We start from the raw sequence: 24,350 nt of genomic DNA on the forward strand, positions 1-24,350 counted from the left end.
ACGTTCTTCTTCAAAGCCCTCCAGCCGGCGTCAGCAGGCTTGGCGCTCCCGTCCGTCCGGCGTGACGTTCTACGCATTTGCATCTTGTCATTCACTTTGAATAGTTGTTCAGTCCTTGCGGGACGATTTGCATCTATTGCAGGGACGACGCGTTCGGCCGCGCGGGGCGTGCGGCTGGCGTGTGGGACAGGAAGCGCGCCATGGTTTATCGGCGAACGCATCAAGTGGTGAAGCGCCTTGCGGCCAGGCGCAGTGCGATTCTTGCTGCAGCGCGGGAAGCTGCGGCGGAAGGCGGGATGGCGGCGGTGCAGATCGCGCCGGTTGCGGTCCGGGCCAGTGTCGCGGCCGGAACGGTCTACCGCTACTTCCCGTCCAAGTCCGAGCTGATCTCCGAATTGATTGCCGAGGTGTCGCGCGACGAGCTCGCGGCGATCCGCCGGGCGGCCGATGCCGCGCCCGGCCCATCCTCGGCGCTGGCGGCGGCCGTCACCACCGTGGCGGTCCACACGCTGTCGCAGCGCAGGTTGGCCTGGGGCATCCTGGCCGAGCCGGTCGACGTCGATGTCAGCGCGTCCCGCCTCGCCAGCCGCCGCGAGATCGCCGGCGAGATGGCCGCGCGGATCGACGCCGCCGTGCGGGCCGGCCATTTGCCGGCGCAGGATACCGCGCTGGCGGCCACCGCGCTGTTGGGGGCGCTGCATGAGGCCCTGGTCGGGCCGCTCGCGCCCGACAATCTCGACGATCCCGCCAGGATGCGCGATGCGGTGCAGACCGTGACGCTGCTGGCCCTGCGCGCCGTCGGCGTGATGGACGCCCGCGCCCGCGGTCTGGTGGTGCAGCAGACGCTGCTGCCGACCGCGAAAGCGCTGGTCGGGGCCTGAAGAGCAGGTCGCGACCGGGGCCGAGACCCGATTCCGCTCAGGTCATTGCCCGAGCGCGCCTTTCCACAAAACCCGAGCACCTTCGCCGGCAACGCCGGCTACTGTGCATGGGGTTGTTTTCGTCTTTTTTTGTTTGCCGGGCTCCCGCGGACTAGATATCCGCGCCGCCCTCGGGGCCGACCGAGGCGATGCGCACCATGTTGGTGGTGCCGGGGATGCCGAGCGGCACGCCAGCGACGATGATCACGCGCTGGCCGGCGCGGACAAAACCGTCGCGGAAGGCGATCTGGCCGGCGCGGCTCACCATGTCGTCCTGGTCGCGCGCGTCTTCCGCCACCACACAATGCACGCCCCAGACCACCGCCAGCCGGCGTCCGGCCGCGATGTTGGGCGTGATCGCCACGATCGGCGGCTTCGGCCGCTCGCGCGCGACGCGCACTGCAGTCGAGCCCGAGCTGGTCCAGCAGATCAGCGCCGGCAGATCGAGCGTCTCGGCGATCTGGCGGGCGGCGTCCGCGATGGCGTCGCCGGCGGTGGATTCCGGCGCGGGGCGCTGCGCGGTGAGCACGGAACGATAAATCGGGTCGCGCTCGACCTCTTCGCCGATGCGGTTCATGGTCGAGACCGCCTCGACCGGGAATTTGCCGGCCGCCGATTCCGCCGACAGCATGATGGCGTCGGCGCCTTCATAGACGGCGGTGGCGACGTCCGAGACCTCGGCGCGGGTCGGCACCGGCGACTGGATCATCGATTCCAGCATCTGGGTCGCGATCACCACCGGCTTGCCGGCGCGGCGCGCCATGCGCGTCATCTGCTTCTGCAGGCTCGGCACGCGTTCCAGCGGCAGCTCGACGCCGAGATCGCCGCGCGCCACCATCAGCGCGTCGGAGGCCTCGATGATGTCGGCGAGGCGGTCGATCGCCTGCGGCTTCTCGATCTTGGCCATGACAGCGGCGCGGCCGCGGATCATCTTCTTGGCCTCGATCACGTCGTCGGCGCGCTGCACGAAGGACAGCGCGATCCAGTCGACGCCGGTCACCAGCGCGGCCTCGAGGTCAGCGCGGTCCTTCGGCGTCATCGCGGAGACCGGCAAATCGGTGTCGGGCAGGCTGACGCCCTTGCGGTCGGACATCCGGCCGCCGACCACGACACGCGTCACCGCGTGCTCTTTCGAGGTCTCCTCCGCGATCAGGCGCACCTTGCCGTCGTCGAGCAGCAGCGAATGGCCGGGCCTGAGTGCAGCCAGGATCTCCGGATGCGGGAGATTGACGCGCGTGGCATCGCCCGGCGTCTTGTCGGAATCGAGCGTGAAGATCTGGCCGTTCTGGAGCTGGACTGCGCCTTCCGCGAAGGCGCCGAGCCTGAGCTTCGGGCCCTGGAGATCGACCAGGATGCCGATCGGCCGGCCATAACTGCTCTCGACGTTGCGGATCGTCGCGACCAGCTCCCGCATCTTGTCATGCGGGGTGTGGCTCATGTTGATGCGGAACAGATCGGCGCCGGCCTCGAACAGGCGGCGGATCATCGCGAGGTCCGAAGAGGCAGGTCCCAGGGTCGCGAGAATCTTGATACGGCGAAGACGCCTCATGGCTTATTTCCAGACGGTGGCGAGGGAGCTGGCGGAAGGCCAGGCGCGGCGGGGGGCGTACCACCGGGCGGACTATTGGGCAAACCCGGAACGCCGCCACCCGGGCCGACAGGGCCCGGCAGGCCGGGCACGCGCTGCTGCTGTGACGGCTGCTCGTTGGCGTCGGTCAGCTGCACTGTCCAAGCCCGCTGCTCGCCGGTATCGACCTCGAAATAGCCGGTCCGGTCGTAGCCGCGCGCGAGGCAATCCTCGGTGCCGCGGATGGTGAATTCCTTGTCGCGCGAGCACATGAAGGCCTGGCCCGACCATTCGCCGCCGCGGTCGTAGTCGATCGCGTAGATGTAATAGTAGCGCGCGACCAGCGTTCCCCGCAGCAGGGTCTCGCAGGAGCGGGACGAGATGTTCCACCAGCCCTCGGTGGTCCAGCCCTCGGCGTCCTTGTAGCCGAGCGCAATGCCGACCCGGCTCGAGGTGTTGTTGCAAAGCCGGAAGTCGGCGGAGGCCGGGCTGGCCCACAGGCACAGCAGGCCACCCACCAGCACCGGGACCAACCGGGCGAGCAGGCGAAGGGGGGCGCGGGGAGATTCGGCGATCATTGTCGCGGAACGTATACCAGATGATTGACGATTTGGCGTAGGGCCGGGGAACCGGCCTTCGGGTTGGCTCTGGCGCCGTTTGCGCCGTGATATGGCAAAATCTGTGACAAGGGCCCACCTGATCCCGTAAGGGTGACCCCCATCGGGGGCAGAACCAATTCAGGCCGAAGGGATCCAGCCATGGCAATCGACGACAAAACCAGAACGGAGCTCGAGGCGGCCGCTTTCCGGCGCCTGGTCGATCATCTGAAGACGCGGACCGACGTCCAGAACATCGATCTGATGAATCTGGCCGGCTTCTGCCGCAACTGCCTGTCGAACTGGCTCAAGGACGCTGCCGACGCGCAGGGCGTGAGCTTAAGCAAGGACGAGAGCCGCGAGGCCGTCTACGGCATGCCCTACGAGACCTGGAAGTCGAAATACCAGGGCACGGCCGCGCCCGAGCAGCTCGAGGCGATGAAGAAGGTTCACCCCGGGCACTGAACGGCCTCGCCGGCAGTCCGGCGGTGAGTCGCACCACACAACTCTTTCTTGGCCTCGCCGCAGGAAGGTGTGGGCGCGCTGTGGACGAGCGCGATGCTTGCTTGAACGCGAGAGCCGCGAACCCTAAGGGTCAACCAGCACGCGCGGTGAGGATGCCGGCGTCACCTCGTTTTGCCAGTTCCATTGGGAGTACCAAGATGGCCACCTCCGCCGCCGTCCGCGACGACGAGCCCGCGACGAAATTTGCCAAGGACCAGCTCAAATCCATCATCGAGCGCATCGAGCGGCTGGAGGAAGAGAAGAAGGCGATCTCCGACGACATCCGCGACGTCTATGCCGAGAGCAAGGGCAATGGCTACGACGTCAAGGCGCTGCGCACCATCGTGCGCATGCGCAAGCAGGACCCGAACGAGCGCGCCGAGGCCGAGACCATCCTCGAGACCTACATGCAGGCGCTGGGAATGCTCTGAGGCGATGCGCCTCTAGCACTGCTGCCGTAGCCCGGATGGAGCGCAGCGAAATCCGGGTTCTCGCAGTATGGAAGCATTCCCCGGATTACGCTTTCGCTCCATCCGGGCTACAAGCGTGGCGTGTTGCACTTCGTTTGTGAACGGAGACCGCTGTGACTGCGCCGCCGCTGCCGCGCGAGGTGAGCCGTGCCTTCGGCGCTCTTCCGGCGCCGATCGGCAAGCGGTTGCTCCAGGTACGTGAGCTGATCTTCGCGACCGCTGCGGCACATCACGATGTCGGCAAGCTCACCGAAACGCTGAAATGGGGCGAGCCGGCTTACCTGACCGATGAGACCGGCAGCGGCAGCACGATCCGGCTCGGCCGCCTGAAGGACTCCGAGCGCGCCGCCATCCTGTTCAACTGCAAGACGACGTTGATCGATACCTTTCGCGAGCGCTTTCCCGATGAGTTCGAATATCGGCAGACCAGGGCTTTGCTGTTGCCCCTATCCGGCGCGCTGCCGAAGCAGGAGCTCACCGTCTGCCTCTCGCTGGCGTTGACATATCATCTGGATCGGCGGGTCAGGAAAGCGAGATAGAAGCTGCAGGCTTCGACACTGTAGTCTTGGAAGTGGCGAGGACGCCATTGCGCCGGTCCGGCACGCAGCCTCGATCCGCAAGATTGTCGGTCTCGGTCTCAATTGCCGCGTCCGCGTTTGGCGTCTCGTCGGGCCTGCGCCCGCTTGTTGGCCTGCGAGACTCTTCCGATTTTTTCCGGTGGGAGTTTCTTGAGCCGGCGACGGCTTGGGATGGACCGCATGCCGTCATGCGAAGTTGGGGTCGTCTGCGGGCGAGAAAACTGACGCGCCCGACGGAGTGCTAACGCCCGTCGCGCCGCTTCCCCGAGCTCCCGTCGTGCTTCAAACTTCCGGATGCGCCTCAGCTCGTTCTTGACGCGCTTGATGGCGGCAGCGAAAACCGATTGGCGCCGGTTTGCATGCTCTGCCGTGCCGGAGAAACTCTTGCCGCGCGGGTCGGCTGTTCCCTTTGTTTCGCGGCGTCGATGCCGCGACAATGTACGCTCCCTGTCGCGCAGATCCCGAAGTCGGGCGCGAAGGCTCTCAAGTCCATCGCGCTCCATCTCTCCGACCACGGGATGGTGCGTGCTCAATATGACTTCGCGCTCGTCGTGGTTCAGAAGGCTGAGCTCAGACTTGCATGGAACTGACATCGCATGCTCCTACTTCGCTGTGGCGACTTCCCTTGAGATGCGGCGCCGCTGCGGAAACGCGGAACACCAAGGCAAACGCAATCGCGTCCTCGGACTTTGTCATCGCGTCCGTTCTGGGCGCATTGCCACAATGCGCGTTTGGAATGCGTAGCGATACCGGGTGGATTACCCGTTGGAAGTGGGGGAATCTCCCTTAGTGCGGATGCGCACCAGGCCGGGACGACACTTGAGCGTGTGGCGCTGTCGTGCCCCAGGATTGCGCTGCGCTTCATCCCGGCTTGCGGGACTACCGAACGGCGTGAGGGGAAAGATCTCAGCGCAGCGCCGCGGTGCGCATGACGAACGACGTCGTCTCGAGCTTCGCGGTCGCACTGCCCGTAAAGCTATCGCAGGACAGGCCCTGCATCGGATCGTCGGCAAAGCCCATCGCGATCACGGCCTGCGGTTTGACGAAATAGCCGCGCAGGGCAACGGTATCCAGCTCGCCCATCAACGTCACCGACATCGCGCGGCTGGCGCTCGGCGACAGCATCACGATCTTGAGCCAGATGCTTTCGCCCCTGGCGGCGGAGAGGCGGGTCGCGGTTGCGATCCTGCCGTCGATGCTCTTGCCGACCACCGTGTTGATCTCGGTCGCGGGCGCAAGGCCGCGCGTCGTGGCAACGGGGCGGCCTGTGCGCGGGACCAGCGCGGAGGCGGCGACGACGTTGGCGCGGTCGACCGGGGAGGCGGACGCCGGCGCATAGGCCAGCGCCTGATAGGCCGCGCTGGAGACGGACGCGGTTGCTTGCGGCTCGGTGGCGGCGGCGAGCGCCTGGCGGGCCTTCAACGCCGCCACTTGAGCTGGCGTCGCCTGCTGCGGGGTCGCAGGGGCATCCCAGAAGCCGCGGGCATTGATGATGTCGGCCGGGGTCTCCGGCTTGCCGGCCGCAGGCTTGTCAGCCACGGGCGCGGGCTTCGGCTTGGGCGGTGCAACGAGCTGCGCATCGGCCGAAGCGAGCTGGATCGCAGCGGCGATCTGCGGCTTGGCGCGCGGTGTCGGCACCGGATCGGCCGGCTTGGCCGCGGCGGCAACCACGGTCGGCGCAACAGACTTCGCGGCCGGGGCGGGCGCGCCCTCGTCATCCTCGTCGCTGCTCGTGGCGGCGGGAGCCGACTTGCTCTTGAACAGAGCGGCAAAGAAACTCGGCTTGCTGCCGGAATCGTCGCCGGTGCCGCGGCGCTCGATGTCGGCCTTGGCCAGCTCATAGCCCTTCAGCGGCGTGCCGTCGGTCGGAACGTGGACCGTGCGGCCATCCGGGAACACGCGGGCGAGCTGGTCATGCGTCATGCGCGGCCAGTGCCGGATGCTGCCGGTATCCAGATGGACGAAGGGCGAGCCGGAGGTCGGATAGAAGCCGACGCCGCCGCGCTGCAGGCGCAGGCCGGCGAAGCGGATCTGCTCCAGCGGCACGCCCGGAATGTGGAAGTCCATCGCATGCCCCAGCATGTGCTGGCTGAAGCGCGCCACGCCGGAGGAGCGGCGGCGGAGCATCGCGTTGGTGGCGGGGGAGCGGTAGGAGGAAATGATTTGGATCGGCTGCTTGCCGTCGACGTCGCGATAGACTTCCCAGAGGATGTCGAACAGGCGACGGTCCATGACCGTCTCGTCCTGGGTCCGCCAGTCGCGCAGGAAGTGGTTGAGCTGCTTCAGCGCGGCCTCGTCGAAGCGGCCATCGCGCTTGAAGGTGACGGTGAGGTCTTCGCCGGAATGGGTGTGGTGGAACGAGAGCGTCTTGGTCTCGTTCAGCGCGGCGGCGTCATGGACCGAGCCCGCGGCAGCAAGCAGCAGTGCGGAAGCGAGGCCGATCCGGGATCCGGCCTTCACTCCCGCATGGGACAACGACAGCACTGCGAATTTGCGTGCGAAACCTGTCAGCACGAATGAGCCCACCCAGTCGACGAGCGTTCAAAATGGACTCTCCCGGCAACCCCGTTAGCGCGCGAAAGAGGATGAACGCTTTCTTAAAGCGAGAAGGTTAATTCGAGGTTGACCTTCTCGACCCCAAACCAAGTCAGAATACGAACCTAAGCGGTTCAGTGTGGCAAAAAAACGCCCGCTGCCGGAGTTCGGGTGGAGAATGGTTAACGTTAAGCGACCCCATCCAGGGGGATGAGGTCGCTGATCTTACTAGAGAATTTCCGACAAAGACCGATCGGGGAGGCCTCAGCGGGTAAACACCCGCTGCTGCTGCGGCCGGCGGCCGACCGGAGCCGGCGGCGGGGTCGGCGCCCCGAACAGCCGCTCGAAGAAGTTCGGACCCGACGAGCCGAAGCCGCCGCCATTGTTGGCAATCGCCACGCCCGAGGGCAGCGTCGTCGCCGGGCGTGAATAGCTCGGCTGGGAGTGAGCAACGACGTTCTCGAGGTCCTTGCCGCGGCCGTTCTTCAGGATGTTGATCATGGTCGCATCACGGCCATAGACGTCCTTGCGGATTTGCAGCTTGCCGCCATCGTCCACGAACGCGGTCTGGTAGGTGATGTTGACCGGGATCGGCGTCGGGAATTTCAGGTCGATCTCGCTCTTGCCGTACATGCTGCGCACGCGCTCCGGCGTGTACTTCTCGTTCGGCATGGCGATGTTGAGCAGAACGGAGGCGTACTGATCCGGGTTCTGCACGCGCATGCAGCCATGGCTGAAGGCGCGATCGTCCCTGGCGAACAGGTTCTTGTCCGGCGTGTCGTGCTGATAGACCAGGAACTTGTTCGGGAAGTTGAAGCGGATGCGGCCGAGCGCGTTGGCTTCACCGGGCGGCTGCGAGATGTGCACGGAGCCGTCGCGGTTCTGCTCGAGCTTGAGGCCCATGCGCTGGAGCACGGTCGGGTCCTGCTGAAGCGCCGGCAGGTATTCGTTGTAGACGATCGACGGCGGCACGTTCCAGGTCGGATTGACCGTGATGTACTTCATCGTCTCGGTGAGCAGCGGGGTCGCATGCGTGCCCGGCTTGCCGGTGACGACGCGAGTGGTCCAGACCTGCTGGCCACGCTGCATCACCTTCAGTGTGTAGTCAGGAATATTGAGGATGACATAGGCATCGCCCAGCGAGGGGACGCCGAGGTCGCGCGGCAGCCAGCGCCAGCGCTCCATGTTCACCAGCACAACGTCGATCTGCTTGTCGCGCTTCGGCGTGTTGATCGCCTTGACGGTCTTGTCGTCGAGGATGCCTGTTACCTTCATCTCGGCGCTATTCTGGAATTTGCGCACGGCTTCGGCGACGGTGGCGTCATAGCGGGTGTCGCCGGCGTTCTCGGGGAGGCCGAGCTTGGCGCGGAGCTGCGGCACGCGCGGATCTTCGACGACGATTTCAGCCTGCTTCTTGCCGGCCGGGGTGTATTTCAGCGCCGGACCGTCGCCGATCTCGATCACCGGGCCGCTGCCCTGGCCGCGCAGCTCGGCGAGCTTGGCCTTCAGCTCCTTGTAGAGCTTCTGCGGCGGGTTGTAGCTGTCGAGCGCTGCGGAGGCGTCGGCTGCGGTCGTGACCTTGGCGAGCACCTCGCTCGAATCGACCGGATGCTCGGGATAGAGGATGTCGCCGCTGACCTGCGACCAGTGCATGCGGCCGCTCTGGGCCTGGCGCGCATAGTCGAACATGCTGGCGGTGAGCTTCAGCTCGGCATCGGCGAGCGCATCGGGCGTCGTGGCGGCGGCGAAATCCGGCACCGGATAGTCGGCGGGATTGAGACCATCGGAGGCCGCATCCTTCAGCCGCGCGATCACGCCCTTGGCCGCGGCGGTCAGGCTGCCGGCCTGGGTCCAGACCGGCGCGAAGTCGCGTGCACCGTAAAACTTCTCGATCGCGGCGCGCTCGTTCTTGCGGTCGAAATGGCGCGAGGTCTTGGCGCCGATGATGTCCTTGAGCTTGTCGGCGACCGGCTGGTCGGCGGCGGGAACGTTGCTCGCGGCCTTCACCGGCTCGGCGGCCGGAGCCGCAGCGGGGGCCGCAGGCGCGGCCGGCGTTGCCGTCGCGGTGTCGGCCTTTGCCGGTTCGGATTTGGCAGGCTCGGTCTTGGCGGTTTCGTTCTTCGGCGCCTCAGCTGCAGGCGTGGTGGCGACGTCGGAAGGTTTGGTCTCGACCTTGTCGGGAGCCGGTGCGGCTTCGGCCTTCACCGGTTCCTTGGCCGGCTCCTTTGCGGAATCCTGAACCGTCGCGGTGGTGTCGAGCTTGATGTCGGATGCGGTCGGGGGCGGGACGTTGGCGGGCTCGGGGCGCGGGATCGCGGCTTCGATCGCGAGTTCGGCGGCGCTGCTGCGCGCCTGATCCTGCGCCAGGGCCGAGCTGGCCGATACCGTGAGGAAGGTCGCCGCGACCGTCATCAAGACGCGGTCAAAGCCCGCACGGTGGTTCAAACAGTCACGCATTGTGTCGCACCCCTCGGGTGAACTGTCCCTCGTGGAACAGCTTCATTATCGCCTAATGAGCTTCGGGCTAAACTGCGCCGGCCGCTCGAAAGTTGCACGCCTGCACGCAACGATTCATACGCGGACGAACGAATCCTACGCAGACGATATACAGGCCCCGTTTGGGCGGCCAGCGCTACCCGGGACAACTCACGACAAACTGACTTCAAGAAAGCCCGTTTGCAACGGATTGTGCGGCTTTGGCAGACGCTTTTCCATGTGTCTGTCACTTCCAAGTCACGGTTCACGTCGCAGCCGGATTTTGCCGTAATGCGAAGGGCTTGCGGCGTCATCGCAACGCCAGGCGAACCTCCGTTCGCATGAGGCTCAGGGCGTCTCCTCACCGCTTTTGCCGCCATGTCCGGGAACCCCGGCTTCGTCGAGCTTGCGGTAGAGCGTGGACCGGCCGATTTTGAGGCGGCGGGCGACCTCGGACATCTGCCCCCGATAATGCGAGATCGCGAAACGGATGATCTCGCTCTCCATGTCCTCCAGCGGGCGGACGTCGCCGGTGGGGGTCAGCATGGAAAGGGTGCCCGCCAGCGGCAGCGGCGCGATCGGTATTTCACCACCCGACACCACCGAGGGCGCCGCGATCGGCTCGAGCATCAGCGGCGCGGTCGGGATGTCGGTCTCGAGATGCGGCTGCGAGGTGAGCAGGGGGAAGTCGGCAAGGTCGAGCTGGTCGCCCTCGCTCATCACCACCGCGCGGTAGACCGCGTTTTCGAGCTGGCGGATGTTGCCGGGCCAGTCGAGCTGGGCGAGGTGCGCGACGGCCTCGCCGCTGATGCCGGTGATGAGGCGATTCTCCTCGGCGGCAAAGCGCGCCAGGAAATGCCGGAGCAGATACGGGATGTCCTCACGCCGCGCCCGCAGCGAGGGGATCGTCAGCGGCAGCACGTGGAGGCGATAGAACAGATCTTCGCGGAAATGGCCCTGCTTCACCCGCTCCAGCAGCCTGCGGTTGGTCGCGGAGATGATCCGGACGTCGACCTTCAACGGCTTGCGTCCGCCGACCGCTTCGACCGCGCCTTCCTGAAGTGCGCGCAGCAGCTTGACCTGCGCGGTGAGCGGCAGCTCGCTGACCTCGTCCAGGAACAGCGTGCCGCCATGAGCCTCGACGAACTTGCCGGTGTGCCGTTCGGTGGCGCCGGTGAAGGCGCCCTTCTCGTGACCGAACAGGATCGACTCGACCAAATTGTCGGGGATCGCACCGCAATTGACCGCGACGAACGGCTTAGCCTTGCGCTCGCCGCTGCCATGGATGGCGCGTGCGAACATCTCCTTGCCGACGCCGGACTCGCCCTCGATCAGCACTGGGATCGACGAGCCCGCGGCCTTCTGCGCGGCACGCATCACGGCCGCCATCGCCTCGGCGCGGGTGATGATGTCGGAGAAAGTCAGCCGGCCCTCGCGGCTGTGACGGATACGCTGCAACTCGCCCTTGAGCGCGGAGGCATTGAGTGCGTTGCGCAGAGAGACCTGGAGCCGCTCCAAGCCAACCGGCTTGACGACGAAATCGGCCGCGCCCGCGCGCATCGCCGAGATCACGTTGTCGATGCCGCCATGGGCGGTCTGCACGATGACGGGGACGCCGAGGCCGGCCTCGCGGATTTTCGCCAGCACGCCCATGCCGTCGAGGCCGGGCATCACGAGATCGAGGATGACGGCGTCGATCGCCGGTGCATCGGGGGCGGTGAGGGCGGCGATCGCGGCGTCGCCGGAGTCCACGACGACCGTCTCATAGCCGCATTTCTGCACCATGTTCTCGACCAGCCGGCGGGCTACTGCGTCGTCGTCGGCGATCAAAATACAGGCAGCCATGGTGTTCCCCGCACGCTACTACTATCTGTCTCGAATCGGGTCACTCTGGCCGAAGCCGATTAACGCACTCTTAAACCTTGATGCCCCCGCCCGCCGTCGCGCTTGTTGAACACAGGTTTCCCACACAATGAATTCGCGCTCCAAATCTGCTCTCAAGAAATCTGCCTCCAGCAAGCCCGCTCTCCGCAAGCCAAGCACCAGGAAATCCGCCGCCAAGGCAAAGTCCTCCAAATCTTTGCCCGCAAAGCCTGCGGGCAAGACCGGCAGGCTTCCGGAGTGGAACCTCGCCGACCTCTATTCCGGGATCGATGCGCCGGAAGTGGCGCGCGATCTCGAAAGGATGGACGCCGATTGCGTCGCGTTCGAGACCGACTACAAGGGCAAGCTCGCTACAGGGACAGCAAACGAAGATGGCGGAAAATGGCTCGCCGAGGCGGTGCGACGCTATGAGGCGATCGACGATCTCGCCGGCCGTCTCGGCTCCTATGCCGGTCTCGTCCATGCCGGCGACAGCGTTGATCCCACGATTTCAAAGTTTTACGGCGATGTCTCCGAGCGGCTAACGGCGGCGTCCACGCATCTCTTGTTCTTCGCGCTCGAGCTCAACCGCGTCGATGACGATATTTTGAACCGCGCGATGCAGGCCGCCGAGCTCGCGTATTACCGTCCTTGGATCGAGGATCTGCGCAAGGAGAAGCCGTACCAGCTCGACGACAAGCTCGAGCAGCTCTTCCTCGAGAAGTCGCAGACCGGCTATTCCGCCTTCAACCGGCTGTTCGACCAGACCATCTCCGGCCTGCGCTTCAAGGTCGGCGCCAAAGAGCTCGCGATCGAGCCGACGCTCAATTTCCTGCAGGACCGTGACGGCACAAAGCGCAAGGCTGCGGCCGAAGCGTTGACAAAGACCTTCAAGGCCAATGAGCGCACCTTTGCGCTGATCACCAACACGCTCGCCAAGGACAAGGACATCTCCGACAATTGGCGTGGGTTCAAGGACGTCGCGGATTCTCGGCATCTGAGCAATCGCGTCGAGCGCGAGGTGGTGGACGCGCTGGTCGCCTCGGTGCGCGCGGCCTATCCAAAGCTGTCGCATCGCTATTATGCGTTGAAGGCGAAGTGGTTCGGCAAGAAGCGGCTGGCTTATTGGGACCGCAACGCGCCGCTGCCGTTCGCCGCGACCGACGTCATCGGCTGGCCCGATGCGCGCAACATGGTGCTGACGGCCTATCGCGGCTTCTCGCCCAAAATGGCCGAGATCGCCGAGCGCTTCTTCACCGATCGCTGGATCGACGCGCCGGTTCGCCCCGGCAAGGCGCCGGGCGCGTTCTCACATCCGACCACGCCGTCGGCGCATCCTTACGTGCTGATGAACTACCAGGGCAAGCCGCGCGACGTGATGACGCTCGCGCATGAGCTCGGCCATGGCGTGCACCAGGTGCTGGCCGCGAAGAACGGCGCGCTGATGGCGCCGACGCCGCTGACGCTGGCCGAGACCGCGAGCGTGTTCGGCGAGATGCTGACCTTCCGGCGGTTGCTGGCGCAGACCAAGAGCGCCCGGCAGCGCCAGGCGCTGCTCGCCGGCAAGGTCGAGGACATGATCAACACGGTGGTGCGGCAGATCGCGTTCTATTCGTTCGAGCGCGCGGTCCACACCGAGCGCAAGAACGGCGAGCTCACCGCGACGCGGCTCGGTGAGATCTGGCTGTCGGTGCAGGGCGAGAGCCTCGGGCCGGCGATCGAGATCAAGGCGGGCTACGAGAACTACTGGATGTACATCCCGCACTTCATCCACTCGCCGTTCTACGTCTACGCCTATGCCTTCGGTGATTGTCTCGTGAACTCGCTCTACGCCGTCTACGAGAATGCGGCCGAGGGCTTTGCCGAGCGCTACCTCGACATGCTCGCCGCCGGCGGCACCAAGCATTATTCCGAGCTGCTGCGGCCGTTCGGGCTCGATGCCAAGGATCCCAAATTCTGGGACGGCGGTCTCTCGGTCATCGCCGGGATGATCGACGAGCTCGAGGCGATGGGCTGAGGCGAAGCGCGAGTTCCTTCCGGGCGCACGGAATGCGGGTGCCGCAGGTTTTTTTGCGGCCCCCAGTTCCATCCGTGGGCGTGGGCGACCTTCGCGGCGGAGGCCGGCGATTTGCTACGTGCGATTGAACGTTCGCGCGGCCCGCAAGACTAACTCAACAGATACTCGGAAATGATTTTCTACTATTGATTGTGGATTGATCGGTTTCTCCCTGGGGAGGCACCCATGCTCCATCAAGGGCCCGCCACGCCGGTTCCGATGGCGAGAAATGCTGCCGCCGTCGATCAGGAAACGCCCTGGTGCGAGAAGCACCATCAGATCGTTTGCGATGAGATCGAGGCGATCAACACCCGCCGCGAGCCGGAACGGCGCCTCGACGCCGACGGCCTGCAACCCTGCCAGTTGCTCGACGTCGTCGGACTTGCGTTGTCCGGCGGTGGCATTCGCTCGTCGGCCGTTTGCCTCGGCGTGCTCCAGGCACTGAACCACCACAACCTGATCGGCCGGATCGACTATCTCTCCACGGTGTCGGGCGGCGGCTATATCGGCACCTCGCTCAGCGCCACCATGACGACCGCACGGCGCTTTGTGTTCGGCGAGAGACCCGCCGGCGGAACCGTCACGTCCGCCGAGATCAGCGATACGCCGTCGGTCGGACACCTGCGCAACTATTCCAACTATCTGATCCCCGCCGGTGCCCGCGATCTCCTGACCGGAGTTGCGATCGTCGTGCGGGGACTGGTCGCCAATATCGGGTTGACGTTGCCCATCGTGCTGCTGCTTGCCGCCATCACCATCTGGTCAACGCCGCTGCGGAGCTGCCTGACGGATGCGAACATCTTCGGCATCAGTCTCAACAACAGGTCGTTGTGCGAGCTGCATGATTTCAGCGACATCGATCGTTACGGTTTCAGCACATTCGGCCTGGTCGTCGCGCTCGTGATGTTCGCTTGCAGCGGGCTCGCCTATTTCACCTCCCGCTCCGTCCGCGGCAGCGGTCCCAGCGTCGTGTTCGCCTATATTGGCGGGATCGCATTGTTGCTGGGCGTCGCGTGCGACTTCGCCCGGTTTCTCAAGGTCCAGCATTTTGCGTTGAGCCTGTCGATCGCAATCATCGGGGGCGTCCTGTTTTTCGGATGGGCGCTCAAGCAGTCGCTCGCGAGCCCCGGCAAGCGGCAGGAGTTCCGTTCGCACTGGCCGAGCATGGGCGCGACCTTCCTGGTGCTGCTGGCGGTGATCGCCTTCTTCGAGTTTCAACCCTTCATGCTGGAGCAGATGTTCGATGTCGCCGAGAGCAGCGCAATCGGTGGACCGGCTGCTGCGGTTGCGATCACCTGGATCAAGTCGCTCGCGGCAGTGGCTGCGCCAATCGGTGTCTTCGTCACCGCGTTCAGGCAGCAATTCGTGGAATTGCTGAAGGGCAACAGCGCATCCTCGCAATGGGGTTCGCTTGTGCTCGCGGTCGTGGCCAAGGTCGCGCTATGGATCGCGGGCCTTGCGCTTCCGCTCGTCATCTGGGTCGCATACCTCTATCTATCCTATTGGGGCATCGCCAACGATCTGTTCGAGAGGTGCCCGTCCGTTATGGGCGCAACCTCCCAGCGAGAGTGCCTGGTCAATGCCAAATCGAACGCGCCGTCCGGAAGCCTCGCAGGCAGGATTCAGTTCGATGTCAGCAAGGGGACCTTGTCGGCGGAAATCACGCCGAAAGCCGCACCGCAGGTCGTGGCAGATGCCGAGCAGTTGACGCCGATCTGGCACACGCCCGCCTGGCTCCTGTTCCTGGCTCAGAAAGCGGGGCAGGTGGTTCAGGTTCGTTTTCCCAGCCTGTTCCAGGGCAATGCTTCGGAGCTCGCCTACTCCTACAGCCTGCACATGGTGATCCTCTACACGTTCGCCGGCGCCCTGCTGTTCGCCATCTCGTTCTGCCTGACGCCGAATGCGAACTCGTTGCACCGGCTCTATCGCGATCGCCTGAGCAAGGCCTTCCTGTTCGATCCGACGCGTTCGGCCGACGGGCGCGTCGCGCCCGCCGAAGCCAGTCTCGACCAGGGGCGCGATTTCAAGGCGCTCGATCGCATGAAGCTGACGGATCTCTACGCCGCTCCGGCCGCGACGGCCCGGATTCCAGGGCAGCCGGCTGCGCCGAAGCTGCACGCGCCCTATCAGCTCATCAATACGGCGCTGAATATTCAGGGCTCCGACTTTGCCAACCGGCGCGGACGCAACGCGGACTTCTTCGTGTTCTCCGCCCTGAACGTCGGCAGCGAGGCGACGGGCTATGCGCCCACCGATCTGGTGCAGGACGACGAGCAAAGTCTCGATCTCGCCACCGCAATGGCGATTTCCGGAGCCGCGGCCTCCTCGAACATGGGTTCGAGCTCGATCAAGGCGCTGACGCCCACGCTTGCGCTCCTCAACGTCCGGCTCGGCTATTGGCTGAAGAACCCGCGTTACGTCGATGAGCGTGTCCGGCCGCAGCGCCGCTCCACGCCGATCTATTTCTGGTCGGAGATCTCGGGGCGCCTGTACGAGAACAGCGACAGCGTCTATCTGACGGACGGCGGTCATATCGAGAATCTCGGCGTCTACGAGCTGTTGCGCCGCCGCTGCAAGGTGATCATCGCGGTCGATGCGGAAGCCGATGCGCCGATGAATTTCGGTTCCCTGATGACGTTACAGCGTTACGCCCGCATCGATCTCGGCGTCCGCATCGACCTGCCATGGACGCCGATTCGCGAGCGCACGCGTGCGCTGATGGCGCGCAATGCCGACAAGGCGGGTGATCCCGGCGCGGCCGACGAGCGCGACGACATTGCGCGAGACCACGTCCACGTCGCGATCGGCACCATCGACTACGGAGGCGACGAGCAGGGTTATCTCGTTTACGTCAAATCGTCGCTCAATGGCGACGAGAACGACTACATCCGGGACTACGCGCGGCGAAACGACCGCTTCCCGCACGAGACCACGGGTGACCAGTTCTTCTCGGAGGAGCAGTTCGAGGTCTACCGCGCGCTGGGCTTCCACATGGCGCACGGTTTCCTGTCCGGTGACAATCCGGTCGCGGTCGGGTCCGGCGTCGATCCGCATATGGCCCGATTCACTGAAGCGGGCGAGCCGGCGATCGACGCGGTCCGCGAGGCGCTCGGTCTTCCGGTACCTCGGCGGCAAACCGCGAGCGTCACCGCCACGATGATCGATCAGGGCTGAGCAGCGCGACAGCCGGATTCCCGGCAATCGGAATTCCAAATCACCTGATTTGCCCGAAAACCGGCCATCGGTGCCGTTGCCCTGCCCGAAGGTTTGCGGTATCCCAGCCCAAGAATTCGACTTTCGACTGGGGACAATACATGGCTGACCATAGCGAAGTGGCGTACACCACCGCCGACGGCAACGACTACGTTGCCCACGAGCAGACCTATGAGGGCTTCATCAAGCTGGTGAAGTACGGCACGGCCTCGGTCGCGCTCATCGTGATCCTGATGGCGATCTTCCTGACCTGACCTATCGGCAGCTGCACACGTCAGCAGCAGCTGCCGCCTACAAAATTTGCATCCAAGCCGGTCCCAAAACCGGTATCGAACGCTGCGGGAGTAACGCTTAAGTTTGCGCGCGCGCTGTCCCGCGTCGCCGGAGGGCCTATGAAGATCGCCGTTGCCAAGGAAATCGATCCGTCGGAGCCGCGTGTCGCCGCTTCGCCTGATACGGTGAAGAAGTTCAAGGCGTTGGGCGCCGAGATCGCCGTCGAGCCGGGCGCCGGCCTCAAATCGGGCCTGCCGGATTCCGAATTCACCGCCGTGGGCGCCACCGTCAGCGCCGATGCGCTGAAGGACGCCGACATCATCATCAAGGTGAAGCGTCCCGAAGCCTCCGAGCTCGCGCAGTACAAGCGCGGTGCGCTCGTCATCGCCATCATGGACCCCTACGGCAACGAGGCCGCGCTGAAGACGATCGCCGATTCCGGCGTCTCCGCCTTCGCGATGGAACTGATGCCGCGCATCACCCGTGCGCAGGTGATGGACGTGCTGTCGTCTCAGGCGAACCTTGCCGGCTACCGCGCCGTGATCGAGGGGGCCGAGGCCTTCGGCCGCGCCTTCCCGATGATGATGACTGCCGCCGGCACCGTGCCCGCCGCAAAGGTGTTCGTGATGGGCGTCGGCGTTGCCGGCCTCCAGGCGATCGCGACCGCGCGCCGTCTCGGCGCCATCGTCACCGCGACCGACGTGCGGCCCGCGACGAAAGAGCAGGTGGAATCGCTCGGCGCAAAATTCCTCGCCGTCGAGGACGAGGAGTTCAAGAACGCGCAGACCGCCGGCGGCTACGCCAAGGAAATGTCCAAGGAATACCAGGCCAAGCAGGCCGCGCTCACCGCCGAACACATCAAGAAGCAGGACATCGTGATCACGACGGCGCTGATTCCGGGCCGGCCGGCGCCGAAGCTCGTTTCGGCCGACATGGTCAAGTCGATGAAGCCGGGTTCGGTGCTGGTCGATCTCGCCGTCGAGCGCGGCGGCAATGTCGAAGGCGCGAGGCCGGGCGAGGTCGCCGATGTCGATGGCATCAAGATCGTCGGCTACACCAACGTTGCCGGCCGCGTCGCGGCGTCCGCCTCCAGCCTCTACGCGCGCAACCTGTTCAATTTCATCGAGACCCTGGTCGACAAGGGCAGCAAGGCTCTTGCCGTCAATTGGGACGACGAACTCGTGAAGGCGACGGCGCTCACCAAGGACGGCGCCGTGATTCACCCGAACTTCCAGCCGAAAGCTTAGGAGAGCCGCCATGGAGCATGTTGCACAGGTCGTCGACCCCTTCGTCTTCCGGCTGTCGATTTTCGTCCTTGCCGTCTTCGTCGGTTATTTCGTGGTGTGGTCGGTGACGCCGGCGCTGCACACGCCGCTGATGAGCGTGACCAACGCAATCTCCTCGGTGATCGTGGTCGGCGCGCTCCTCGCCGGCGGCGTCGCCAATGTCTCGAGCGGCTCGGGCTGGGCACGCGCCTTCGGCTTCGTCGCTCTGATCTTCGCCTGCATCAACATCTTCGGCGGCTTCCTTGTCACCCAGCGGATGCTGGCGATGTACAAGAAGAAGTCGAAGTAAGCGGCCACCTCGGGCTGAAGGGATCAATGGGGACCTGAGATGAGCGCCAACCTCTCTGCATTTTTGTATCTCGTGGCGGGAGTGCTGTTCATCCTGTCGCTGCGCGGGCTGTCGAGCCCGGCTTCGTCGCGCCAGGGCAATCTGTTCGGCATGATCGGCATGGCGATCGCGGTCGCCACCACGCTCGCCAACCATCCGCCGGCAGACGGCCTCGCCTGGGTGCTCGTCATCGTCGGTATCGCGATCGGCGGCGGCATCGGCGCGGTGATCGCCCGCCGCGTGCCGATGACCTCGATGCCGGAACTGGTCGCCGCCTTCCACTCGCTGGTCGGCATGGCCGCGGTGCTGGTCGCCGCCGGCGCGTTCTACGCGCCGGAAGCCTTCGACATCGGCACGCCCGGCAACATCCATCCGCAGAGCCTGGTCGAGATGTCGCTCGGCGTCGCCATCGGCGCGCTGACCTTCACCGGCTCGGTGATCGCGTTCCTGAAGCTGTCCGCGCGCATGAGCGGCGCGCCGATCATCCTGCCGTTCCGCCACGTCATCAACATCGCGCTCGCGATCGCGCTCGTCGTCTTCATCGTCGGGTTGGTGATGTCGGGCAGCGCGCTCGACTTCTGGCTGATCGTCATCATCGCGCTGGCGCTCGGCGTGCTCATGATCATCCCGATCGGCGGCGCCGACATGCCGGTCGTGATCTCGATGCTGAACTCCTATTCCGGCTGGGCTGCGGCCGGCATCGGCTTCACGCTGGGCAATTCCGCGCTGATCATCACCGGCGCGCTGGTCGGCTCGTCGGGTGCGATCCTGTCCTACATCATGTGCCACGCGATGAACCGGTCCTTCATCTCGGTCATCCTCGGTGGCTTTGGCGGCGAGACCGCCGCGGCCGGCGCTGGCGGCGGCGAGCAGAAGCCCGCCAAGCTCGGCTCGGCCGACGACGCCGCCTTCATCATGAAGAATGCGCAGAAGGTCATCATCGTGCCCGGCTACGGCATGGCGGTGGCGCAGGCCCAGCACGCGCTGCGCGAAATGGGCGACATCCTGAAGAAGGAAGGCGTCGAGGTGAAGTACGCCATTCATCCGGTCGCGGGCCGCATGCCCGGCCACATGAACGTGCTGCTCGCCGAGGCCAACGTCCCCTACGACGAGGTGTTCGAGCTCGAGGACATCAACTCCGAATTCGCGCAGGCCGACATCGCCTTCGTGATTGGCGCCAACGACGTCACCAACCCGGCGGCCGAAGAGGACAAGACCTCGCCGATCTACGGCATGCCCGTCCTCCAGGTCTGGAAGGCCGGCACCGTCATGTTCATCAAGCGCTCGCTCGCCTCGGGCTATGCCGGTATCGACAATCCGCTGTTCTATCGCGACAACACCATGATGCTGCTCGGCGACGCCAAGAAGGTCACCGAGAACATCGTCAAGGCGATGTAGGGCGGGAAGGCGAGCGGACCGTGGCCCTGAACAAGGAGTGGCACCGGTCCCATCGCATGCCACCGAAGGCGACGCGCGAGCAGCGTGTCGCGTGGCACGTTGCCCATGCGGCGGCGTGCGGCTGCCGCGAGATTCCCTTGAGCATCCGGCCGGACGTTCTCAAACTGCTCACGAGCCGCCGCAAATCCTGAACTCCGGAATGGCGGGCCGCGATGACATTCCTGAAATGGACCGCCACCATCCTCGCGGCCGGCTACCTCGCCGGTCTCGTCCTGTTGTTTGCCAAACAGCGCGCCATGCTGTTTCCGATTCCGACGGCCGAGCGCACGGCGCCTGCCGCCGCGGGACTTCCAGACGCCGAAGAGCATGTCCTGACGACGTCTGACGGCGAGAAGGTCATCGTCTGGCACGTGCCGCCAAAGCCTGGCCGTGCCGTGGTGCTGTTCTTCCACGGCAACGGCGATTCTCTGGCCGGCCTTGCCGGCCACTTCAAGGCGATCACGGCTGACGGCACCGGTCTCGTCGCGCTGTCCTATCGCGGCTATTCGGGCTCCAGCGGCGCACCGGGCGAAGATGGCCTGCTGCGCGATGGCGCGGCCGCGTACGCGTTCGCGGTGGCGCGCTATGACGCCCGGCGCCTCGTCGCCTGGGGCTTCTCGCTCGGGACCGGCGTTGCGGTCGCCGTCGCCTCCGAACATCCGGTCGGGAAGCTGATCCTCGAGGCGCCCTATTCGTCGATCGCCGACGTCGCCGCCGCGCATTTCTGGTTCGCTCCGGTTCGCCTCCTGATCCGCGACCCCTTCCACTCGGATGAGCGCATCGCACGCGTCACGGCTCCGCTCCTGATCATGCATGGCGCGCAGGACCAGACCATCCCGATCGCATTCGGCGAGAAATTGTTTGCGCTGGCCCGCGAGCCGAAGCAGTTCGTCCGCATTCCCGGCGGCGGGCACGACGATCTCGGCAGCTTTGGCGCCATCGAGATCGCACGAAACTTCATCAATGGGTCCTGAGGGCTGACGGATGCGATCTTCTCGCGCATAATCGGTCTCCCATTGGAAGGAATCGCCCGCATGAGCGCACACGGACCGATGCCGCGGTCGTCCTGGATCTTCCCCGCTCTGGCGGTGCTGCTGTTCCTGATCGTGACCGCGACCGGCTACAGCTTTACGCTGACGGCGGGCGGAGCCCTGTTCGCGATCGTGCTCCTGGTGATCCTGTTCGGCACCGTCTTCGCGGCCGTTCATCATTCCGAGGTGATCGCCGAGCGCATCGGCGAGCCCTATGGCACGCTGCTGCTGACGCTGGCGGTGACCATCATCGAGGTCGCACTGATCACCACGATCATGCTGGGCGACAAGCCGGCCCCGGAGCTCGCCCGCGACACCGTGTTCGCGGTCGTGATGATCGTCTGCAACGGCCTGGTCGGCCTCTGCGTCTTCATCGGCGGCATGCGCTATCGCGAGCAGGGCTTTCAGGTCTCGGGCGCCAACGTCTATCTCAGCGTGCTGATTGCGATGGCAACCATCACCCTGATCATGCCCAACTACACGCTGACGACGCCGGGCCCGATCTATTCGACGCTCCAGCTCGGCTTCGTCGATCTCGCAACGATCGTGCTCTACGGCGTGTTCCTCTACACCCAGACCGTCCTGCACAAGGACTACTTCGTCCACGAGAGGGCGGACGGCGAGGGCGGGGAGGCGCATTTGTCGGGCAGAATGCTGGTGCTCAGCATCGTGCTGCTGCTGATCTCGCTGCTGGCGGTCGTCCTCCTCGCCAAGAAGTTCTCGCTGGTGGTGGACGCGGTCGCCGTTCAGATCGGCGCCCCGCCGGCGTTCGCGGGCCTCCTCGTCGCCCTCCTGATCCTGATGCCGGAGGGTGTCTCGGCGATTGCGGCGGCGCGCAAGAACGACCTCCAGAAGAGCATCAACCTGGCGCTCGGGTCCTCGCTCGCAACCATCGGCCTGACCATTCCGGCGGTCGGGATCGCCACCTACCTGCTCGACCAGCCGCTCGTGCTGGGCCTGAACCCGGCGAACACCGCACTCCTGTTCCTGACATTCTTGTTGAGCATGCTGACCTTCGGCACCGGCAGGACCAATGTCCTGTTCGGGCTGGTCCATATGGTGGTATTTGCCGTCTACGTGTTCATGGTTTTCGTGCCGTAGAAGGAAATTCCCGATGCTTGCCGCCAAATCCGAGGTTCAGATCGACAACGAGCAGGTCCGGGTGACCGAGTGGCGGCTCGACCCGGGCAGCGCGACCGGGCATCACACCCACGGCATGGACTATGTCATTGTTCCCGTCGTCGCCGGCGAGATGACCATCGTGGCGCCCGGCGGCGAGCGTTCCAAGGCGCAGCTCGCGGCCGGAAAATCTTACTTTCGCAAGGCCGGCGTCCAACACGACGTACTTAACGAAACCTCAACCGAGATCGTGTTCCTTGAGATCGAGCTGAAGCCGTAAGGCGGGCGAACCCTTTGCCATCGATCCGTCGCAGTTGATCCCTTACAATGCCCCAAAGTTCCCGCATCTGATCGCGCGGGGAGTGGCCGAGAAATGCTGAAATACCTCGCTAAAATCTCGATGGATATTCTCCCCTCGGTGCTCGCGACGATCATCGGGGCGTACATCGTTAACCACTACATCAACGCCAAGCCGGCGGCCGATGCCCCCGCGGCCGTGGTAGCGCCTGCCGATGCCGGCAAGAGCGGCAAGCCCTCCGATGTGGCCAACCTCCCGGCGCCCGGCGTCAAGGCCAAAGGCGTCTCCGAGAAGAGCGTGACCGACAAGGCGGCGGCCGAGAAGCCGGCCGACAAATCCGGCGAACACCCGGCCGAGACCAAGGCCGCGGACGTTGCTCCCGCCGAGGCCGGCCCGCGCGGCCGCAACCCGGCGCGTGAGAAGGCGGCCGCCAAGTCCGCTCCGGCTGTCACGGCTCCCGCCACCACCCCGGTGGTCGAGGCCAATTCGGCACCGGCGTCCCCGGCTGCGACGCCCGACGCCAACGATCTCGCGCGCGCCGCGATCGAGCGCCTGCGCAAGTCGCCTGAGGGCAAGGCCGCCGAGGCCAGATCTTCCGAAACCAAGTCTTCCGAGAGCAAGCCTTCCGAAGCCCGGCCGGCTGAAACCAAGTCGGTCGAGAGATCGCCGGAGCCTGCGGTTCGGGAAGCCTCCCGCACCCCGGAAGCCCCGCGCGTCATTCCTGCTGAGCCGTCCGCGCTCCGTCCGCTGCCGCCGCCGATCACGGTGTCGACGCCTTCGTCCGAAGCCTATGGCAATGGCGGCGCGTCGCCGGTCAATCCGCCCTACACCGCCTCGATCGGCAACGACGATCCGAACCGGATGACGCCGCCGGCCGACATTCCGGTGCCGGTGATCGCGCCGCCACTCGACCTGCGTGCCGATGCCGGCGCGACCATGCCGCGGCCGAAGAAGACCAATGTCGCCGACGAGATGCTGTCGGGCATGAAGTCGATGTTCCACTCCGTCCTGCCGAAGAGCGCCACCCCCGATTAAGGCGGTGGCTGAGAGCGTCTTCGAGCGACGTGGACACCGCTTCGCGTGAAGAAAACGCGTCAAAACGAGCAGCTCTAGCCGCGCTGTCAGCCGCCGACGCGGGCGAGACCGCTGCGGGCGGTATCGTCGCGTGGACGTAGCGCGACCGCCTTGTTGTAGGATGTGGCCGCCTTGGCCTTGTCACCCAGCCGCTCATAGGCCTGTCCGCGCGTGGTCCACACCTGCGCGTTGTGCGGATCGACCTCAGAGGCCTCATCGAGATCGGCCGCCGCTTCCTTGACCTTGCCGAGGGCGAGATAGCTGATGGCGCGGCCGAGCAACGGCTCGACCTTTTGCGGATTGAGCCCGTTGGCGGCGCTGAAATCGGCGATGGCGAAATTATGCTCGTTGTTGCCCTGATAGATCAGGGCGCGACCATAAAGTGCCTGCGCGTTATAGGGATCGAGCGCGACGGCCCGGTTGAACTCGTCCAGCGCGCCAGCCGTCTCCCCCGCCTTTGCCAGGGTCTGGCCTTTTGCGGTGTGAGCCTGGGCCTCGCTGACATTGCCGGCGCTGACCGCGCTGTCGGCGGCCGTCGCAGCCGCCTTGGGCGCCTCCTGCGGCTTCTCCTTCTCGGGCATCATGGAGCCGAGATCGAAGGAGCAGCCGCACAGCACGATCCCCATCAAGCCGAGCGCGAACGGCTGTCGCCAGATCTGGCGTAGCCGCGCCAAGCGGCGTTCGGGGAAAGGGGAGGCCATCTACGGTTCGCTCGCGCTGGTGCCGC

At 65.3% G+C, this 24,350-nt stretch carries 20 protein-coding genes; 14 read left to right on the plus strand and 6 right to left on the minus strand.

The annotated features are described in order from the left end of the window. The first annotated feature begins 200 nt into the window (after positions 1–200). Positions 201–881 (plus strand): TetR family transcriptional regulator, encoded by a 681-nt coding sequence (locus AB7Z56_RS06595; RefSeq protein WP_063981105.1) that lies wholly within the window; start codon positions 201–203, stop codon positions 879–881. 151 nt (positions 882–1,032) lie between these two features. Here the strand turns inward: AB7Z56_RS06595 and pyk are convergent, their stop codons facing one another. Together pyk and AB7Z56_RS06605 are read right to left on the minus strand one after the other, a co-directional pair. Next, entirely contained in the window at positions 1,033–2,469 is a 1,437-nt protein-coding gene (gene pyk / locus AB7Z56_RS06600) for a pyruvate kinase (protein WP_063981106.1), read from the minus strand. Beyond that, positions 2,466–3,065 (minus strand): DUF1036 domain-containing protein, encoded by a 600-nt coding sequence (locus AB7Z56_RS06605; protein WP_063981107.1) that lies wholly within the window; start codon positions 3,063–3,065, stop codon positions 2,466–2,468. The genes pyk and AB7Z56_RS06605 overlap by 4 nt, the downstream gene beginning before the upstream one ends. A 180-nt stretch (positions 3,066–3,245) precedes the next feature. Between AB7Z56_RS06605 and AB7Z56_RS06610 the strand changes: the two genes are divergently transcribed. The 3 genes from AB7Z56_RS06610 (at position 3,246) to AB7Z56_RS06620 (ending at position 4,596) form a co-directional block, all read left to right on the plus strand. Then, entirely contained in the window at positions 3,246–3,548 is a 303-nt protein-coding gene (locus AB7Z56_RS06610; protein WP_063981108.1) for a DUF1244 domain-containing protein, read from the plus strand. A 197-nt stretch (positions 3,549–3,745) separates the two neighbouring features. After that, a complete protein-coding gene (locus AB7Z56_RS06615; protein WP_014492426.1) occupies positions 3,746–4,018 on the plus strand; it encodes a DUF2312 domain-containing protein in 273 nt (90 codons plus the stop codon). Positions 4,019–4,170: 152 nt separating this feature from the next. Further along, entirely contained in the window at positions 4,171–4,596 is a 426-nt protein-coding gene (locus tag AB7Z56_RS06620) for a hypothetical protein (RefSeq protein ID WP_063981109.1), read from the plus strand. Positions 4,597–5,541: 945 nt separating this feature from the next. Here AB7Z56_RS06620 and AB7Z56_RS06625 read toward each other — a convergent pair. The 3 genes from AB7Z56_RS06625 to AB7Z56_RS06635 form a co-directional block, all read right to left on the minus strand. Next, on the minus strand, positions 5,542–7,149 hold the full coding sequence (locus AB7Z56_RS06625) for a DUF882 domain-containing protein (RefSeq protein ID WP_283017559.1): 1,608 nt from the start codon (positions 7,147–7,149) through the stop codon (positions 5,542–5,544). A gap of 285 nt (positions 7,150–7,434) precedes the next feature. Further along, positions 7,435–9,627 (minus strand): L,D-transpeptidase family protein, encoded by a 2,193-nt coding sequence (locus AB7Z56_RS06630; RefSeq protein WP_063981111.1) that lies wholly within the window; start codon positions 9,625–9,627, stop codon positions 7,435–7,437. A 366-nt stretch (positions 9,628–9,993) separates the two neighbouring features. Next, a complete protein-coding gene (locus tag AB7Z56_RS06635) occupies positions 9,994–11,490 on the minus strand; it encodes a sigma-54-dependent transcriptional regulator (protein ID WP_063981112.1) in 1,497 nt (498 codons plus the stop codon). Positions 11,491–11,617: 127 nt separating this feature from the next. Between AB7Z56_RS06635 and AB7Z56_RS06640 the strand changes: the two genes are divergently transcribed. The 10 genes from AB7Z56_RS06640 (at position 11,618) to AB7Z56_RS06685 (ending at position 23,584) form a co-directional block, all read left to right on the plus strand. Then, positions 11,618–13,525, plus strand: a complete 1,908-nt coding sequence (locus tag AB7Z56_RS06640; RefSeq protein ID WP_063981113.1) for a M3 family oligoendopeptidase — start codon at positions 11,618–11,620, stop codon at positions 13,523–13,525. 225 nt (positions 13,526–13,750) lie between these two features. After that, positions 13,751–16,738: a cell division protein gene (locus AB7Z56_RS06645; protein WP_063981114.1), complete on the plus strand. Its 2,988-nt coding sequence runs from the start codon at positions 13,751–13,753 to the stop codon at positions 16,736–16,738. A gap of 140 nt (positions 16,739–16,878) precedes the next feature. Beyond that, positions 16,879–17,031 carry an aa3-type cytochrome c oxidase subunit IV gene (locus AB7Z56_RS06650; protein ID WP_008136857.1) on the plus strand — a complete coding sequence of 51 codons (153 nt, stop codon included), beginning with the start codon at positions 16,879–16,881 and terminating at the stop codon, positions 17,029–17,031. Positions 17,032–17,169: 138 nt separating this feature from the next. Next, a complete protein-coding gene (locus tag AB7Z56_RS06655; protein WP_063981115.1) occupies positions 17,170–18,297 on the plus strand; it encodes a Re/Si-specific NAD(P)(+) transhydrogenase subunit alpha in 1,128 nt (375 codons plus the stop codon). Between the two features lie 10 nt (positions 18,298–18,307). Beyond that, the gene (locus AB7Z56_RS06660; protein WP_063981116.1) at positions 18,308–18,625 is read left to right on the plus strand and encodes a proton-translocating transhydrogenase family protein; all 318 of its coding nucleotides are present in this window, start codon (positions 18,308–18,310) and stop codon (positions 18,623–18,625) included. Between the two features lie 39 nt (positions 18,626–18,664). Further along, entirely contained in the window at positions 18,665–20,062 is a 1,398-nt protein-coding gene (locus AB7Z56_RS06665; RefSeq protein ID WP_063981117.1) for an NAD(P)(+) transhydrogenase (Re/Si-specific) subunit beta, read from the plus strand. A gap of 212 nt (positions 20,063–20,274) precedes the next feature. Next, complete coding sequence (locus AB7Z56_RS06670; protein ID WP_135216416.1) at positions 20,275–21,075, plus strand: alpha/beta hydrolase; 801 nt, start codon at positions 20,275–20,277, stop codon at positions 21,073–21,075. A 60-nt stretch (positions 21,076–21,135) separates the two neighbouring features. Beyond that, complete coding sequence (locus AB7Z56_RS06675) at positions 21,136–22,233, plus strand: calcium:proton antiporter (protein WP_063981119.1); 1,098 nt, start codon at positions 21,136–21,138, stop codon at positions 22,231–22,233. Between the two features lie 13 nt (positions 22,234–22,246). After that, positions 22,247–22,531 (plus strand): cupin domain-containing protein, encoded by a 285-nt coding sequence (locus AB7Z56_RS06680; protein WP_063981120.1) that lies wholly within the window; start codon positions 22,247–22,249, stop codon positions 22,529–22,531. Positions 22,532–22,624: 93 nt separating this feature from the next. After that, the gene (locus AB7Z56_RS06685) at positions 22,625–23,584 is read left to right on the plus strand and encodes a hypothetical protein (RefSeq protein ID WP_063981121.1); all 960 of its coding nucleotides are present in this window, start codon (positions 22,625–22,627) and stop codon (positions 23,582–23,584) included. An 86-nt stretch (positions 23,585–23,670) separates the two neighbouring features. On the opposite strand, the gene AB7Z56_RS06690 is transcribed toward AB7Z56_RS06685, so the two are convergent. Continuing rightward, on the minus strand, positions 23,671–24,324 hold the full coding sequence (locus tag AB7Z56_RS06690) for a tetratricopeptide repeat protein (protein ID WP_166080021.1): 654 nt from the start codon (positions 24,322–24,324) through the stop codon (positions 23,671–23,673). Positions 24,325–24,350 lie beyond the last annotated feature (26 nt).

The sequence above is a fragment of the Bradyrhizobium sp. 482_C4_N1_8 genome, assembly GCF_052075965.1.
Taxonomy (GTDB): domain Bacteria; phylum Pseudomonadota; class Alphaproteobacteria; order Rhizobiales; family Xanthobacteraceae; genus Bradyrhizobium; species Bradyrhizobium barranii.

Coding starts and splice junctions, on each gene's coding strand:
- AB7Z56_RS06595 (WP_063981105.1), top strand. CDS start 201: ATGGTTTATCGGCGAACGCATCAAGTGGTGAAGCGCCTTGCGGCCAGG.
- pyk (WP_063981106.1), bottom strand. CDS start 2,469: ATGAGGCGTCTTCGCCGTATCAAGATTCTCGCGACCCTGGGACCTGCC.
- AB7Z56_RS06605 (WP_063981107.1), bottom strand. CDS start 3,065: ATGATCGCCGAATCTCCCCGCGCCCCCCTTCGCCTGCTCGCCCGGTTG.
- AB7Z56_RS06610 (WP_063981108.1), top strand. CDS start 3,246: ATGGCAATCGACGACAAAACCAGAACGGAGCTCGAGGCGGCCGCTTTC.
- AB7Z56_RS06615 (WP_014492426.1), top strand. CDS start 3,746: ATGGCCACCTCCGCCGCCGTCCGCGACGACGAGCCCGCGACGAAATTT.
- AB7Z56_RS06630 (WP_063981111.1), bottom strand. CDS start 9,627: ATGCGTGACTGTTTGAACCACCGTGCGGGCTTTGACCGCGTCTTGATG.
- AB7Z56_RS06635 (WP_063981112.1), bottom strand. CDS start 11,490: ATGGCTGCCTGTATTTTGATCGCCGACGACGACGCAGTAGCCCGCCGG.
- AB7Z56_RS06640 (WP_063981113.1), top strand. CDS start 11,618: ATGAATTCGCGCTCCAAATCTGCTCTCAAGAAATCTGCCTCCAGCAAG.
- AB7Z56_RS06645 (WP_063981114.1), top strand. CDS start 13,751: ATGCTCCATCAAGGGCCCGCCACGCCGGTTCCGATGGCGAGAAATGCT.
- AB7Z56_RS06650 (WP_008136857.1), top strand. CDS start 16,879: ATGGCTGACCATAGCGAAGTGGCGTACACCACCGCCGACGGCAACGAC.
- AB7Z56_RS06655 (WP_063981115.1), top strand. CDS start 17,170: ATGAAGATCGCCGTTGCCAAGGAAATCGATCCGTCGGAGCCGCGTGTC.
- AB7Z56_RS06660 (WP_063981116.1), top strand. CDS start 18,308: ATGGAGCATGTTGCACAGGTCGTCGACCCCTTCGTCTTCCGGCTGTCG.
- AB7Z56_RS06665 (WP_063981117.1), top strand. CDS start 18,665: ATGAGCGCCAACCTCTCTGCATTTTTGTATCTCGTGGCGGGAGTGCTG.
- AB7Z56_RS06670 (WP_135216416.1), top strand. CDS start 20,275: ATGACATTCCTGAAATGGACCGCCACCATCCTCGCGGCCGGCTACCTC.
- AB7Z56_RS06675 (WP_063981119.1), top strand. CDS start 21,136: ATGAGCGCACACGGACCGATGCCGCGGTCGTCCTGGATCTTCCCCGCT.
- AB7Z56_RS06680 (WP_063981120.1), top strand. CDS start 22,247: ATGCTTGCCGCCAAATCCGAGGTTCAGATCGACAACGAGCAGGTCCGG.
- AB7Z56_RS06685 (WP_063981121.1), top strand. CDS start 22,625: ATGCTGAAATACCTCGCTAAAATCTCGATGGATATTCTCCCCTCGGTG.
- AB7Z56_RS06690 (WP_166080021.1), bottom strand. CDS start 24,324: ATGGCCTCCCCTTTCCCCGAACGCCGCTTGGCGCGGCTACGCCAGATC.